This window comes from Planctomycetia bacterium (assembly GCA_021413845.1).
Lineage (GTDB): Bacteria > Planctomycetota > Planctomycetia > Pirellulales > PNKZ01 > PNKZ01.
Map to the genome: position 1 here is coordinate 125,610 of JAIOPP010000084.1, position 15,168 is coordinate 140,777.

The 15,168-nt window shown below is 60.4% G+C and carries 11 protein-coding genes; 7 read left to right on the top strand and 4 right to left on the bottom strand.

The features are described 5' to 3' along the window. Nucleotides 1-344 precede the first annotated feature (344 nt). From K8U03_15425 to K8U03_15435, 3 genes are all read right to left on the bottom strand, one after another. The gene (locus tag K8U03_15425; protein MCE9606286.1) at nt 345-1,091 is read right to left on the bottom strand and encodes a sulfite exporter TauE/SafE family protein; all 747 of its coding nucleotides are present in this window, start codon (nt 1,089-1,091) and stop codon (nt 345-347) included. Nucleotides 1,092-1,156: 65 nt separating this feature from the next. Beyond that, entirely contained in the window at nt 1,157-2,308 is a 1,152-nt protein-coding gene (locus tag K8U03_15430) for a DTW domain-containing protein (protein ID MCE9606287.1), read from the bottom strand. Nucleotides 2,309-2,377: 69 nt separating this feature from the next. Next, complete coding sequence (locus tag K8U03_15435; protein MCE9606288.1) at nt 2,378-2,839, bottom strand: SET domain-containing protein; 462 nt, start codon at nt 2,837-2,839, stop codon at nt 2,378-2,380. A 426-nt stretch (nt 2,840-3,265) separates the two neighbouring features. Between K8U03_15435 and K8U03_15440 the strand changes: the two genes are divergently transcribed. The 7 genes from K8U03_15440 (at nt 3,266) to K8U03_15470 (ending at nt 12,790) form a co-directional block, all read left to right on the top strand. Further along, entirely contained in the window at nt 3,266-4,348 is a 1,083-nt protein-coding gene (locus K8U03_15440; protein MCE9606289.1) for a VWA domain-containing protein, read from the top strand. Then, nucleotides 4,345-5,094 carry a hypothetical protein gene (locus K8U03_15445; GenBank protein ID MCE9606290.1) on the top strand — a complete coding sequence of 250 codons (750 nt, stop codon included), beginning with the start codon at nt 4,345-4,347 and terminating at the stop codon, nt 5,092-5,094. Before K8U03_15440 ends, K8U03_15445 begins: the two co-directional genes overlap by 4 nt. 43 nt (nt 5,095-5,137) lie before the next feature. Then, complete coding sequence (locus K8U03_15450) at nt 5,138-8,995, top strand: hypothetical protein (GenBank protein MCE9606291.1); 3,858 nt, start codon at nt 5,138-5,140, stop codon at nt 8,993-8,995. Nucleotides 8,996-9,093: 98 nt separating this feature from the next. After that, a complete protein-coding gene (locus K8U03_15455; protein MCE9606292.1) occupies nt 9,094-10,110 on the top strand; it encodes an AAA family ATPase in 1,017 nt (338 codons plus the stop codon). A 22-nt stretch (nt 10,111-10,132) separates the two neighbouring features. Then, nucleotides 10,133-10,984, top strand: coding sequence for a DUF58 domain-containing protein (locus tag K8U03_15460; GenBank protein ID MCE9606293.1), 852 nt, complete (start codon nt 10,133-10,135; stop codon nt 10,982-10,984). Nucleotides 10,985-10,995: 11 nt separating this feature from the next. Beyond that, complete coding sequence (locus tag K8U03_15465) at nt 10,996-11,844, top strand: hypothetical protein (GenBank protein MCE9606294.1); 849 nt, start codon at nt 10,996-10,998, stop codon at nt 11,842-11,844. 4 nt (nt 11,845-11,848) lie between these two features. Further along, nucleotides 11,849-12,790: a VWA domain-containing protein gene (locus K8U03_15470; GenBank protein ID MCE9606295.1), complete on the top strand. Its 942-nt coding sequence runs from the start codon at nt 11,849-11,851 to the stop codon at nt 12,788-12,790. 18 nt (nt 12,791-12,808) lie between these two features. Here K8U03_15470 and K8U03_15475 read toward each other — a convergent pair whose 3' ends face one another. Next, the gene (locus K8U03_15475; GenBank protein MCE9606296.1) at nt 12,809-15,160 is read right to left on the bottom strand and encodes a DUF1592 domain-containing protein; all 2,352 of its coding nucleotides are present in this window, start codon (nt 15,158-15,160) and stop codon (nt 12,809-12,811) included. Between the last annotated feature and the right edge of the window lie 8 nt (nt 15,161-15,168).

The window sequence follows — 15,168 nt, forward strand, 5'->3', positions numbered from 1 at the left end:
TGCGGAGGGATGGCAATCCAAGCACCGGGCTCTTGAAGGCAATGTTGCGCATCATTCATCAACGCGGACCGTCAAGACCTTTCCGATCCAACGAAATTACTAAAATTCTCTTAGATCAGGAGTTCTGGAGAGACACCACAGCGTCAACTCCAGCACGTACCGTAAATAGTTACTGCTCGACAAACTCAGACTATTTCGACAATATCGGCAGGGACGTATATCGACTACGAGAGTCCCTTTGGAAGAAGACGTTAGCAGAGTTAACAATTTGTAGGCCTAGCAACGCAATAGATTCCTCCTTTATTCGTTAGTGAATCCGAATGCGATAGGTTGGAGATGGCCCCTTAGAAAACGCCGACCATGCGCAGCCCGGCAACGGCGGCGAAGGTGAGCAGCAAGCTATCGAACAAGCGCTGCGGGATGTAATGCACGAGCTTTCGGCCGACAAGCAGGCCCGCCACGACGGCCGGCGCAAGAGTCAGATTCAGCGATAGAGTGTCGGGGCGAATGAGCCCGAGCCCGGTGCTGAAGGGAATTTTCAGCACGTTGATGATGAGAAAGAACCAAGCGCTGGTGCCGACGAACTCGTACTTGGGCAAGCTCACGGCGACCAGGTAGATCGCCACGATCGGGCCCGCCGCGTTCGCCAACATCGTCGTCATGCCGGCCGTGAAGCCGAGCGTCCAGGCGAAAGCACGGGCATGCGGGATCTCGGAAAACCAAGCGGGCTTCCACATCCGGGCTGCTTGCAGCACGGCCAAGAGCAAGATGATCGCGCCGATGAGGGGCTTGAACGTGGTGTCGTCGAGCCGGCCCATCATCCACCAGCCGACGACGACGCCGACCACGGCCGGCGGCAGGATTCGGCGTATGTAGTCCCAGCGCGCATGCCGACGAAACACCGACACGGCGGTGACATCGCCGACGATCAGAAGCGGGAGCAGGATCCCGGTTGATTCTCGCGCTCCGAACAAACCGGAAAAGATCACGATGTGGAACAGGCCGAAGCCCGCGAAGCCGCTCTTCGAGATACCGATTCCGGAAGCGGCGACGAAGGCCAACGTCCATTGCCACGCGGTCAGGTCAGGCATTGCGTTCGGCCGATCACGAAGTTTGGAAAATGAAGTTGCGACCGGTGAGCCGCCGACGCGGTAGTCTACCGGATGTCGATACTCGGCGTGGCCGTGACGTTCAAGTGCCGTACGAATGCGGCGACATTCGCCAACCGCCGACCGGCACGACCGGGAAGCTCTGTCGGAAGCGGGACGACTCCTTCGGCGGCGAGTTGTTCTTCGAGCGTGACGAACCGGCGCTGCGGATCCAGATCGACCGATTTTAGGACCAGCGTGCGGCAGAAGTCGGCATCGGTCTGGGTTAGCAAACGAGCGGTGCCGGGGTTGTAGACGGCGAGGATTTCGTCGTCGTCGATGAACGAACGCCAAGCTTCGCGAAATTCGGAAATCGTCAAGGCTTCGGCGAAGTCGGTCTCGCTGAGTTCGAGATGTTCGAGAAACGTGTTTGAGAAGGGAGCGGCCGGTCGGAGCGTGGCTTGAAAGCGTTCGCCGGTGCTCAACCGCTCGGCGACCCAATAGACCGGTGCTCTCGCACGGCTTTCGCTTCCACGACCTCCGATCGAGGATTCTCCGTAGGCGACGACGACGTTCCGCAAGTCGCCGAGTAGCGCCGAGGGAATATTCTTCGGAGTGATCCGATGACGTCGGATGTGTCGCCGGCCGTACTCCGCTTTGGGATGCGCCAATTGGCGCTCGACCATCGCATCGAATGCTCCGATGAGCCGATCGAGGTCCGGCGTGTCGGGCTCCAACGCCAATAGTGCGGCGACGGTCGCTTCGACCGTGGAAAGGGAAATCGCGTCCGGTTCGCGGCGAATTCTGTAGCGCCCAGGCATCGTCGGCGCAAGCCGAAAGCGAGGCAACGTGCCGAGGATCGGAATGTCGCGCATCATCGTTTTCGCATGATGCCAGGTACCGTCGAGAATGAGGAGTTGCTGCGGGCGTCGGTCGACCGGCAAATCGTCGAGGAGCGCGGCATCGCGACCGGGATAAAGAATTGCGGAGTTTGGCTGGAGAGCAAGCCGCGCTGCGATGCGATCGGTTTGATCTACGAGGAGCGTGGAATTCCGTAAGGCTCGGCTGACGATGCGGGCCGTATTAAACGGATGAAATCGCTCGCGCACATGCTGCAAGATCACGATCTCAGTCCGGTTTGCGATGCTGGGAATCGCGGCGCAAAAGCAATCGCCTCGGGGACGAAAACAGCCGTAGCAACGGTCGCGCGAGATAGTCATGGTGCGACAAGAATACCCGATGCACGGGATTCGTCGCAGCCTCAAGTCGCAGGAACGCGCCTGTCGGGCTTACGCCGACTTCCGCTTGCCGAGCGGCTTCGGCTTCGATTTCGGCTTTGCCTGCGGAGCGACCAAATGAAGTTGCTTCGGATCGACGATCCAGCCGAGGCACTTCTCCGTGCCGCAACGGCAGGGGACGGCGTCTTTCGCTGCCCAGCCATAGGAGATCGTCAATTCTTCGCCCAGCTTGATGCGTCGCAACGCACCGACGAACATCCGGAGATGCTTGCCGCGCTTCCGCTCGTCGGTGAAGAACTCGGCATTGGGGCGGCAAGAATGGTTTAAGAACCGAAATGGCGCGGCGGGATCGAGCGTAAAGGTGTCGTCCAAACCGATCGCGTATTCGTCTCCCTCGCCAGCCAATACCTGACCGCGGACTTCGCCGATGATGTCGCCTCGTTTGAATTCGTGTTCGGCAAAAACGCCTGATCCGACAAACGAAGCGGCGACGGAAACCTTAGCTTTCATCATGAATCCGAATGGTTGCTTCTTGCAAAATACTTCGAGTTAGCGGGTAGCCGAAGGCTTCGTCGCTAAGTCTGCGAGGGGAGAATCTTATGTGTTCTCGCCTTAGTTTCAAGATGTTCGGCAGACTTACTGAAAATTGGAGCAGGCTGCGATCCCTTCAACGTCCGTGCGAAGCCGATGAATCGAACGGATCGGAAATTATCGTGATCTCTCAGTTGATTCCTTCGGAAAATAGGGTGCGAGAGCGAGGTCGGCCGACTAGATTATATGGAATTCTCTCGCCCAGCCGCGACGTATTCACGGCTGGCCGAGCCCCGCTAGACGTTTGCTTCCCGCCTTCTTCGCTCCGTTCGTTCTACTGTTTGTCCCTCCTGCACTCGTTGAGTTTGCTCGTCGAGTTTCCCCTTCGGGGCTTTTCCGGTACTCGTCATGTTTTCGACGGAGTTGAACCCGAACTACTTTGCCGCGCCGCTCGCAGCGGTCGTGTTGCTAATGGCGGTTTGGGCCGAGCGAATCCATAGTCAGCGTTCTCGGGCCGTCGGCTGGCTGGCATTCGGGCCCAGTGGCGCACCGCGGCGTTGGACGCGAGCCGTACCGCTATTGCGCGTCGTTGCGGCGACTGCCTTGGCTTGGGGATTCACCGTGCTCGCTATCTCTCCGACCGAAGGACTCGACACGACCGGCAATACGACCGAAGAAATCAAGCCCGAAGACTTACAGCGGGTTATCCTCTTGCTCGACGTATCGCCCAGCATGGCGATCAGCGACTCCGGCCCGAACCGCGATCTGCAACGACGCGCGCGGGTGCTGCAAGTGATCGAAGGAATCTTCCCCCGCATCTCACTCGGGCGAACGCGGTTCAGCATCATCGCGTTCTTCTCTTCGGCCCGACCGGTGGTCGTCGATGCCTTCGATACGTCCGTGATTCGGAACGTGCTCGACAATTTGCCGCTCGTTTGGGCCTTCGAGCCCGGCAAGACGGACGTCATCGCAGGGATTCAAGCCGCGGCCGATATGGCTCGCGATTGGACTCCCAAAAGTACGACTCTGATTCTTTGCACGGACGGTGACACAGTCGATTTTAGTCAGATTCCGAGGCTGCCTCGATCGGTTCATCAAGTGCAGATCTACGCCGTCGGCGATCCGATTATCGGCACGATCATCGACGGCCACGACTCGCGGCAGCAAGTAGGTATTCTTCGCCGATTAGCGTCGGAAATGGGTGGCGCTTACTACGATGTGAACAATCGCCATGTGCCGACATCGGCGCTCGCGCAACTGGCGATCACGCCGCCGCAGCCCGCACGGCGCGGATTGACTTGGAAAGATTTGGCTTTGGTGGCGGTTGCCGTTGGAGCGGCGTTGTTCACACTCATTCCGCTCTTATTGGAATACTTCGGTAGTAGTTGGAACGCCGAACGCGAGCTCCCGGTTTCGCGACGCCGCGAGGACGACGACGATGAGCCGGTAGTGCCGACGATACCGATGCGTGAGCCGGAGGTGGTCGCATGAAATACGCTAAGCAAATCAAGAAGTGGTTGGTGTTGTTGTGGTTGCTCGTTCCGGTCGCGTTGTTGAGTTATCACTTCGGCCCCGGCCGACAGGCTCTTGCCTGGCAAGATGCGGCGAAGCTTCGCGCTAAGGCCGGCGCCGCGGAAACCGCAGGGCATTGGGAACAAGCGGTCGCGGCGTATGGCGAAGCGCTCAGTGCGGTGCCGTCGTCGAACGACGATGCCTCGGCCGTGGCGATGTCGCGCGATCAACTACGGCTTTCCCAAATTCGGGCCGCCTTTCAACTCGGCAAACTCGCCGACACGATCGCCGACTTGGAGCAGTTCGTGAAGCAGACGGAAGCGACGCATGGGCCGGCGTCGCCGGTTACGCTCGACGCTCGCGACCTGCTCGGTCGGGTTCACTATCAAGCGATGGCCGCGCTTCGGCTCGAATCGGCCGAGAAGCAAGTTTGGATGAAACACTGGGAACTATCGCGGCAGAACTTTCGTTTCCTCGCGGAGCATAGCCCGGCGAGTCGCAACGGCTTGGATCGGAAGAATCTCGAGGTGGTGATCAAGTCGGCGAACTTGCCGCAACCGCCGACTCCGAGCGGCGGCGGAGGAGGGGGAGGCGCCGCACTCGCTTTCGTTCGGCCGACTCCGCCGACCACCGGCAGTGGTGTGGCACCGCCAGACAATCGTCCCCGCGCTCCGACGCTCAACTCCAGCGAGTTGACGCCCCCTGAGTTCGAATTAGGTAATTAAAGTTCGTCACGCATTCGTTCGAGATCATGAGATGTTGATTTCCATGTTGAGACTTCGCTTACGCACGATCGCCTGCTTCGGCTTGGTTCTAGCTGCAACGAACGCGCTGCCGGTTGTGGCCCACGCTGCCGACAAAACGGCCGAAGAAAAACAAGCTGAAGCGAAGCAGCTTGAAGCGAAACAGGCCGAACTTAAGCAATTGGAACTCAAGCAAGCGGAAGCGAAGAAAGCCGAAGAGAAGGCTGCCGCTGACGCCAAGAAAGCGGCGGACGCACAAAAGGCCGCCGAGGCTGCAAAAGCGATCGAGGCCGCGAAGCGAAAAGCCGAGGAAGCCAAGCTTGCCGAAGAACGCAAGAAGGCCGAAGAGGCTCGCCTGGCACGCGAAGCGCAACTTAAAGCGGAAGCCGATGCTCGCGCCGTGCGCGAAGCGGCGATGAAAGCCGAGGCCGATGCCAGAGCCGCCGCGCGGCTCGTTATCGACCGCGCCGAAGCGCTTCTTCGAGTCAAAATCTCGCGCACTCCCGATGATGTCTTCCGCGCCGTCACCCGTTGGAACGCCGGTGCCGAGAAGAACGCAAACGAAGAGGAGCGGTTTCTGCTTTATATCCAGGCCGGCGAGTGGGAAAAGTTGCGGGCCTTGATCGCTCCGTTTCCTCCGGAGATGGCCAGCCGGATCTACGTGAAATTGCTCAACGATCTAGTCTGGGGCAATCCGAAGCCGCTGATTCTGCCGACCGATGCACTAGGTGTAGCCGATGCGGCTCCCGCACCGTTGGACGACAAAGAAACGGTGCAAATCGGCCGGTTGTTGAGTTATTCGATCGGTAAGACCGAGACGAAAACGGAACTCATGGCCGCGCTCAGAAAAGGGACGGTTCGGCTCGGCGGAAACGATCCGAAGCTGCGCAGCGCGACGGCACGCGCCTTAGCGGCTGCCGAATTCTGGACCGAAGCGAAGGAGTTCGGCCTCAAGGGGAGCGACATTCCCAGCGTGGTCGCCGACGTCAAGGCAGACACTCCCGCCAAGGTGGCCGATGAAGCGTGGGACCGGCTCGTCGTCGTGTTGCACGATCCGGCAAGAACCGCCGACGAACGAGATGAAGCGCTTACCGGCTTGCACCAAGCGATGGTTCAACTGACGCCGCAAGCCGTCGACGCGAAGCTCGGGGCTCTCTTGCGCGACGGTGCGCATCCGGAGCTCGTCTGGGAAGTCGTCGGACTCATCGGGCGAACGACGGCTCGCGGGCAAGACAATTTCGATTTCGACGTCCGCAGTACCAATCTCGAATTGCAAGAAGCCGCGCTGCGATTGATCGCCGGGAGCAAGCCGCTCGCTGCACCCCCTGCTCGCACCTTCGCCAATCTTTTCGCGCGCAACTGGCTCGCCGAAGCGCAAGCCACGCTCGTGACCTACCCCAACTGGAAGAACGCGCCGCCCGACTACCGCAGTAAGCACCAGCATGTGTCGATCGAGGACGTCTTGCACTCGGCTCCTAACGCGGCTTGGCTCGCTGTGTTGGAGCCACAGTTGTCGAGCGCGGCGAAGTTGACCGTCGCGCGTCTGACGTTGATGTCGGACAACATCGATCGTCTGCTGCCGCAATTGACCGAGTTTGCCGGGCGCGACAAGACGGCTGCCGTTGAGTTGGCAAACGCCTATCTAACGCGTTGGGCTCAGTTGCACGATCCCAACTTCACGCCCGAGGCGCTGCGACAATACCGGCTCGAAGGGCAAGCGATCGTGCTAAGCCGGGCCGAGCAAGAGCAGAGCTTACGGCAATTGGGCGCGATGTTGACCAAGCTCGATGCCGGAACGCGCGCGCAGCTCGACGAAGCGCTCTTGGTCACGGCGTTCGACGTCTGCCATAGCAAGGCCGAGCCTTACACGCGCGACCAAATCATCGAAGTGTTCGGGCCGTTGGAGCAGATACCGCCGACGTTGTTGTCGTCGCTGCTCGACAAAATGCGACAAAAGCTGGCCTTGAACTGGCGCGACCTTTCGGTGCAGCGCGATGCCGCGACCAAACGAGATAGCGGCGACGTTTTTCAACTAGTAAACGACGGCTACGGCGAAGCCGAAAAGATCACGAGCGCTTGGCTCAAGACCCACGCCGACGATTGGCAAGTGAATTGCGTCGCCGGATCGTTTCTTTCCGATTGGGCCGAGTTCGCCTACTTCCAAGCGGTCGCATCCGGCGACGATGCCGATCGCTTCGCCGTCTATTTGAAGCGGAGCGGCGAAGCGCTCGACCGATTCCGCGTCGGCGCGAAATCGTATGCCGCGGCGGTGTCGAAGTTGCCACGCGATGAGTTTTCATTGGTCCCGTATAAGGCGTGGTTCTATGGCCTGCTCGGCATCTCGCACGACGCTGGGATCAATCTGCGCAAGGGTGTGACGCGCGAGGGATTGCAAGAGATCGCGAAGGCGATGCAAAGCTTGCCCAACGGTGCGGGAGCCGTTCACCTCGGCCTCTTTTCGACGATGGTCGCCGACAACGTGAAAGCGAACGTGATCGCCCCGGAAATGAAGTTTCGCTACCTATCGAGCGCGGTCGAAATTACAGGCCGCAAAGGGACCGTTTATCCGGCTCAAGAGAAAGTGCAGTATTACGAATCGTTGTTGAAGGAAATTCGTTTGCGCTCCCGGCTCGACGGCTCGGACAAGATTCATCGTGCCGGCGAGTTCGGCGTCTTCGTGACGTTGGTGCATTCAGCGGACTTGGCGCGCGAAAGCGGCGGCTTCGGTAAATACCTCCAGAACGAAACACGACGCGTCGTCTCGGGCCGAACGATTACCGAGCAACCTTTTTATCGCGACCGGTTCGAGGAGGCGTTGCGCAACGCGCTCGGTGGTTTCTTTGAGATCAAGAAAATCGTGTTCGCCGATCCGAACGCCGGCGCTCGACCCGCGGTAGCCGACGAAGCAGGCGTTGCCGCCGCGCCCGACAAGGCCGTCGCGACGACATCGAAATGGCAAGAAACACCGCTGGCCTATTTGCATTTGGTCGCCAAGGATGCGACGGTCGATCGCGTACCGCCGCTTGAAATCGAACTCGACTTCTTCGACCGCGACGGGAAGGTCGTCATCCCGGTGCCGTCGAATCCGTTGTTGATCGAAGTCTCCGACGCCGCCCCGGCTCGTCGCGCGGCCGCGAAGGTTGCCATCAGCGAGACCGTCGACGCACGGGAACTCGTCGAGCATAAGCGGCTGAAGATGGATGTCGTCGCCTCGGCTCACGGCTTAGTGCCGGATCTGGAAGACTTGATCGATCTCCCAGGCCTCGGCCTGAAGGTATTGAACGTCGACACGCGCGAAGGCTTGAATGTCAGCGAGTTCCATAGCGGCGACGATGGTTTGTACGCAACTTCAGAACGAAACTGGACCATCGAGCTAGACCCAACGCCGCTCTTGCGCGGAGCCGGTAAGCCCGTCTCGTTCGAGTTTCCTAAAGCCAAGAGCAATGAGTTCGCCGTCGTCTATCGGACCTATAAAGACATGGATCCGGTCGACGCGGCCGCTCAACTCACGCTCGTCGAAGGGGAAGAAGCCAAGGCGATCGCCAGGTCGAACTACCTGGCGTGGACGATCGGCGGCATCGTAGCTCTCCTGATCGCCGGCTTGGTTGCGCTGAAGATGTTGCGAAAGAAGCCGGTCGGCGTCGTCGCCGGGCCGCCGGCGTTTGTCATGCCGCGTGAAGCGACGCCGTTTGCCGTTGTCACGCTGCTGCACCGAATTCAAACGAGCCCGGAAGCGCGACTGACCGAGCCGCAACGCTCCGACTTGCGGCGCGAGATCAAGGCGCTGGAGAAGTCCTCCTTCGCGACGGATGCCGGTTCGCGTTCGGCGCCCGATTTGAAATCGCTCGCCGATCGCTGGATTCGCACGGCCTCGCCTACGTAACGCTAAGAAAGTCGGCCGACCGCGGCTTCTTGAAAATATCGAACGGACGCTAAGAACAACGAACGCTAAGAACTCTGCAAGACAACGAGAAAGTGTCCATGAGCATCGCTGAATCGAACCCCCTCGCCTCTTCTCCCAGCGCGTCGTCGCATGCCGCTTCGGCACAGATTCTAGAGATCCGCAAGCGAGTAGCCGACGTCGTCGTCGGGCAAGACGTCGTCGTCGAACGGATTCTCATCGCGCTGCTCACCGGAGGGCATTTGCTGCTCGAAGGAGTGCCGGGGCTCGCCAAGACGTTGCTGGTCAACACCGTCTCGCGAACGATCGGCATGGGCTTCGGTCGTGTGCAATTTACGATCGACATGCTCCCGTCCGACGTCATCGGTTCGGAAATCCTCGATCAATCGACGCACCAGTTCCGCATCCACAAGGGTCCGGTCTTTACGAACCTGTTGCTCGCCGACGAAATCAATCGCGCGGCTCCCAAAGTGCAAGGCTGCTTGCTCGAAGCGATGCAGGAGCGGAAGGTGACGCTCGGCAACAACACGTTCGCACTCCCTGCCCCGTTCCTCGTCATCGCCACGCAGAACCCGATCGAACAATCCGGCACGTTCGAGTTGCCCGAGGCTCAGCTCGATAGGTTTATGCTCTGTCATCGGTTGAAATATCCCACGGCTGAGCAAGAGAAAGACGTCTATCGTCGTCAGCTAAACATGGGCCTGAAGCGACAAGAAGGGGGCGGGGCCGTACCGAAGTCGGCGTTCGATATGATCGAAGATCGGCCGGTTTGCGGAATCTCCGAGCTCGTCGACATGATGGAGCATGTCCAGACGATCCACGTCAGCGATACGTTCACCGAGCATGTCGTGCGCACCGTGCGCCGCACGCGCGAGCACTCGGCGCTCGCGGTCGGTTGCAGCCCGCGAGCCGGGCTCGCCTTAGTTCAAGCGGCGCGAGCCCGGGCCTTTCTACACGATCGCGATTACGTCGTTCCGGAAGATATGTTTGCGCTGGCCGAAGACGTGATCCTGCACCGCATTCGATTGACCTATGAAAGCGTTGCTCGCGGCATCCACGCTCGCGACGTGCTCGAAGAGATCATGCGCGAGTTGTAAGCCCGCAACCATCGTTAACTCCATGCCCTACCAACTTCCCGTCGCGACGAATCCGCGGCGACAATTCGAATTCGAGATCAAGCTGCTCGCCGACAGCTTGAATTTCGGCGGCGATCCGTCGCGGTTTCTCGGCTCCGGGCTGGAGTATGCGCAGTCGCGGCCGTACGAACCCGGCGATCCGGTAAAGCTCATCGATTGGCGCGTCACCGCGCGAACCGGCAAGCCGTTCGTCAAGGAATACGAAGCCACGCGGCAAGTGCCGATCCATCTCGTCGTCGATACTTCGTCGTCGATGTGCGTCGGCTCGCTCGAACGCAACAAATACTATTGGGCCGTGCGGCTGGCGGCGGGCATCGGTTTGGCGGGGCTGGAAAGAATGAGTCCCGTCGGCGTGATGGCCGGCGGCGAGCGCGCCTTGCGAGTCACGCCGACGTTGTCGTCGCAAACCATTATGCAATGGGCCGAAGGGCTCCGACTCTACGACTTCCGCGAACGAACCTTGTTGTCGTCGAAGCTTCGTACTCTGGCGGCTTCGTTGAAGCAGCGTTCGATCGTCTTCGTCTTGAGCGACTTACATGACCCCGATGCTTTGAACGCGCTGGAGTTGTTGGCGACGAAGCATGAGTTGATCGTGCTTTGGCTGCAAGACCCGGCCGAAGCCAAGCTGCCGCGCGGCGGCATCTTTCGGGCACGCGAAGCGGAGACGGGAGAAAAAGCGGTGCTGCACGGCCGGTCGCCGTTGAAGACGGCCGATCGAATTCGCGAGTCGCTCGTGCAGAGTGCGATCGAGTTTCTGCATCTTCCGATCGACGAGCCGATCTTGCCGCGCGTCCGGTACTTTTTGAAGCATCGCAAGTCGCTAGGGCACGATTGATCGGACTTACGATGACGAACCCTCTGCCTCCAACAACGAGCAACCGAACGATCGCGATCGCCGCTGCGCTCGCGCCGCTCGTGATCGCCGCGCTGGTCGCGTTCTTCGTCTTCCGAAGTCGTGCGCACGACGTCACGGTCGGCGTCGAAGGTCGGCGGGTCGTCGAGATCGCCGGGCCACGTCTCGCCGCGCTGCCGTTTACGCCGGGCGATGCGTTGGCCGTGCGAATCGCCGATGCGGAGCCGACCGCCGGAGGCTTTCGCTACGACCTGCGATACATGGCGTTCGGCCCCGGGCAGCACGATCTCGCACCCTCGTTGAAGCGCCCCGACAGCACTTCGCCGGAGCCGCGCAGCGAGTTCGCAATCTCCGTCGCGGCGTTGATTCCGGAAGATTATTCGGGCGAGCTCTATGCGACTCCGACATCTCCGATCGATCTGCATTCGCGTTACAAGCTTTACATGGGCTTGGCGTGGGGCGCATGGGCCTTGCTGCTTCTTCCGCTGGCTTGGTTCGGTCATAAGAAACGTCGTCGCGCGGTGCGCGTGCGTCCGCCGCCGAGCATCGTCGATCGCTTGCGGCTTTTGCTCGCTCAGGCAACTCGCGAGAACCTCACCGTCGAGCAAAAGGCGGATCTCGAAGCATTGTTGCTGGCGTTTTGGTCGAATCGCTTGAAGCTTTCGGAAGAATCGGTGAGCGCGACGGTCGAACGACTTCGGCTTCATCCTCAGGCCGGGGCGCAATGGAACCGCGTCGAACGCTGGATCCATAGTCCCGCGGCTAGGGCGAACGGATCCGCTGCGACGACGCAGGGAAACATCGCGAAGCAACTATTAAGCGATTTCGAAAAGTTGAACTGAGCCCATGATTTTCGCACGCCCCGGATTATTGCCGCTGCTTTGCCTGCCGATCCTGTTCGGCTTTTGGCAATGGTGGCGGCGCGGCCGGCCGGTAGTGCTGCCGTTCGATTTCGGCGAGTTGCGCCGCGGCCGTTGGTTGGATCTTCTCGTTCGCACCTTAGGTCTGGTTCCGGCGGGGATCTTGGCCGTGGCCCTGTTCTTGCTGGCCGAGCCGCTCATCGAAGGGCCGCCGACGTATCCAGCGCAGGTGGCGAATATTCAGATCGCGCTCGACACGTCGGGCAGCATGCGCGACCCGCTCGGCGACAAAGCGAAGAAAGACGGCATGCGGTACACGAAATACGACGCCGCGATGGAAGCGATCACCGAGTTTACGACGTTTCGCAAGGGAGACGCCTTCGGGTTCACGATCTTCACCTCGGGCGTGATGCATTGGGTGCCGCTGACGACGGACCTTTCGGCGATCCGGCTCGCGACGCCGTTCGTCGGTCCGGGCACGTTTCCGCTCAAGTGGTGGGACGGGACGAAAGTCGGCAACGCGTTGAAGGAATGCACGAAGGTGCTCGAAGAGCGGCACGACGGCGACCGGATGCTGATCGTGCTCACCGACGGCGAAAGCCCCGACTTGCAGAACGGCCAAGCGGCGGTGATCGCCCGTGAGTTGAAGGCGAAGAACATCGTGGTCTACATCATTTCGATTCGCAACGGCGTCCCGCCGGAAGAACTGCGTACCGTGGCGCAAATCACCGGCGGCGAAATCTTCGAGTCGGGCGACATGCCCGCGCTGCGCGGAGTGTTTCAGCGGATCGATAGCCTGCAACGGGCGAAGCTCGTCACCGCTCAGACGACTTGGCTCGAGTTCTTTTCGCCGTTCGCTTGGGTCGGCCTGGCGTTGTTGGGGTTGAATCAAATCGCGGCGTTCGGCCTCCGCTTCACTCCTTGGTAGACCGCGGAGCGAGCGAGATTACCGCTTGCGAAATAGATCCGACGACACCAAGAGCTCGATCAGCGTACGCAGTCGGTAGCCGTCTTTCTTGCCGGCTTGGGCAATGGCCTTGATCTGCGCGGCGTCGTCGATCGTCATCACCCGACGCAAGGCGAACGTCGCGAGTTGCTCGACGAACGACTCGGCGAAACGGTCGAGATCTTCGATCAATAGTTGTTTGAATTCGTCCGGACCCTGGAAGGCTCGTCCATCGGGCAGCGTGCCGCTTGCGTTTACGACGGGATTGTCTCCCTGGCCGGTCGTCGCGGTTTCTTCGGTGCGCCAGCGTCCGAGGGCATCGAAGTTGTCGAAGGCGAAACCGAGCGGATCGATCTTACGGTGGCACGAGGCGCAGACCGCGTGCGTGGCATGCGCTTCGAGTTGCATTCGGATCGTCGCTTTCGGATGATCGCTCGGAGTCGGCGCCAGGGGCTCGACGTTCGGCGGCGGCGGAGGGGGCGTCTTGCCGAAGATCGCTTCCGAGACCCACACGCCCCGATGCACCGGCCGGTGCCGCGTGCCGTCGGACGTGAGCATCAGCACCGAGGCCTGCGTGAGCAAGCCGCCTAGATGATCTTCCGGCCGCAGCATTATTCGTTGCAATCCGGTTTCCGCCGGCGGAGGCAAGCGATAATGCAACGCCAAGCGTGGGTTCATCATCGTCCAGTCGGACGCGAGAAACTCGCGCAGCGGAAGATTTTTTGCGAAGACTTCGCCGAAGAAGCCGGTGGTTTCGAGCACCATGCTCCGCTCAAGCCATTTGTCGTAGTCGGGATACATTTCGGCGTCGGGAGGAAACATGCCGACTCGATGCAATTGCAGCCATTGTCTGGGAAACGATTCGGTGAACCGGCTGATTTTCGGATCGGCCAGCATTCGCTTCGTCTGAGCGCGCAAAACGTCGGGAGCGTGCAACGTGCCGGCGCGCGCCGCGGAGAAAAGTTCTTCGTCCGGCATCGAGCTCCAGAGAAAATACGATAACCGTGACGCAAGCTCCCAATCGTTTACCTCGTTGCGATTTCCGGTCGGCGAGCCTTCTTCGAGATAATAGAAGTTTTTCGAAGTCAACACGCCGACCAGCGCCGCGAGATATGCCGAACGGAGGTTTTCGCCGGCGGAGACTTCCCCTTGAAAGATCTTCATGTAACGCTCGAGATCGGCCTCGCTTACCGGACGTCGCCAGGCCCGCTCGGCAAAGCGCTTCAAGCTCGAGCGGGTTTCGACGAGGTTTTTTTCATCGACGGGATACGCTCCCTCCCGTTTTGCTTGGTCGGCGGCGCTTGTGATCGGGCCCTCGAACTCGATCCAATCGACGATCAACATCGGGAAGATCGGCCGGCCTTCCTCGTCGAATAGTTTGTAGCCGGTCGGCTTGGCGACGCGGGGTTCCTTCGTGCCGACGAATGTCGCCGGAGTGTTGCTGAGCGTGTGGCCGTCGGACAGCATCCCGGGCGATTCGTTCATCAAGTTGAAATTCCCCTCAGGCAGGAAGGCTTCGATCTCGACGACGGTCGGCTTGTCTTCCGGAGCCGAGACGTCACGGCCGACGATCGAGCGTTTCAGCCCTTGATGCCAGAGCGCCAGATGCGGAAGTCGGCCCTTGAACGACGGCAGCGCGCTGAGTTGAACTCGGATCCGATACAAACCGGGAGCCGAAGCGGTGACTGCTTGCCGGCCATGCCCCGGCCAGAAAAGCCAGCGCTTGCCGGCCTCGGCTTCCTGTCGTCCCTTTTTCGCCGCCGCCGGCTGCGCGGGGAAGGCCCGTTGCACGATGATTTCCGCGGCCCGAAAGTATCGATCGACGTGCGAGGGCGAAAGGGACAGCATCGAGCCGATCCGCTCGAACCCATGCCAGCGGGGCTCTTCAATAAATGCTCCCGGCAATGTGACATCGAAGTAAACGCCGAGTAGATCGTAGATCGTGTTGCCGTATTCTTCGCGGCTCAGTCGATAATGCGCAACCGGCCCGCGCCGCGCCATGCGCGCGGCTTCTCCGGCTTTGATCGCCGACGAGATCCAATCGACCGCCTGCCCTAGCTCCGAAGGCTTCGGTTGCTGTTCTTTCTTCGGGGGCATCTCGCCGGTGTTCATGCGAAACACGACTTCGTCCCAGCGCTGGGCAACCGCTTGATCGGCGAAGTCGCGCGCGAGCGTATCGAGCCGGAAGTTGCCCTCCTGCTTTTTCGCGTCGTGACAGCGTAGGCAATACGTCGCCAAAAACGGTTGCACGGACTTCTCGAACGACTGCTGCTCGGGTGGCGCAAGGGTCTCGGCAGCCCGCGCGCTCGAGCCGACGAACACGATCAGCAGCGTCGTAACTAGTCGAAGCATGGTGTGTC

Coding starts and splice junctions, on each gene's coding strand:
- K8U03_15425 (MCE9606286.1), bottom strand. CDS start 1,091: ATGCCTGACCTGACCGCGTGGCAATGGACGTTGGCCTTCGTCGCCGCT.
- K8U03_15430 (MCE9606287.1), bottom strand. CDS start 2,308: ATGACTATCTCGCGCGACCGTTGCTACGGCTGTTTTCGTCCCCGAGGC.
- K8U03_15435 (MCE9606288.1), bottom strand. CDS start 2,839: ATGATGAAAGCTAAGGTTTCCGTCGCCGCTTCGTTTGTCGGATCAGGC.
- K8U03_15440 (MCE9606289.1), top strand. CDS start 3,266: ATGTTTTCGACGGAGTTGAACCCGAACTACTTTGCCGCGCCGCTCGCA.
- K8U03_15445 (MCE9606290.1), top strand. CDS start 4,345: ATGAAATACGCTAAGCAAATCAAGAAGTGGTTGGTGTTGTTGTGGTTG.
- K8U03_15450 (MCE9606291.1), top strand. CDS start 5,138: ATGTTGAGACTTCGCTTACGCACGATCGCCTGCTTCGGCTTGGTTCTA.
- K8U03_15455 (MCE9606292.1), top strand. CDS start 9,094: ATGAGCATCGCTGAATCGAACCCCCTCGCCTCTTCTCCCAGCGCGTCG.
- K8U03_15460 (MCE9606293.1), top strand. CDS start 10,133: ATGCCCTACCAACTTCCCGTCGCGACGAATCCGCGGCGACAATTCGAA.
- K8U03_15465 (MCE9606294.1), top strand. CDS start 10,996: ATGACGAACCCTCTGCCTCCAACAACGAGCAACCGAACGATCGCGATC.
- K8U03_15470 (MCE9606295.1), top strand. CDS start 11,849: ATGATTTTCGCACGCCCCGGATTATTGCCGCTGCTTTGCCTGCCGATC.
- K8U03_15475 (MCE9606296.1), bottom strand. CDS start 15,160: ATGCTTCGACTAGTTACGACGCTGCTGATCGTGTTCGTCGGCTCGAGC.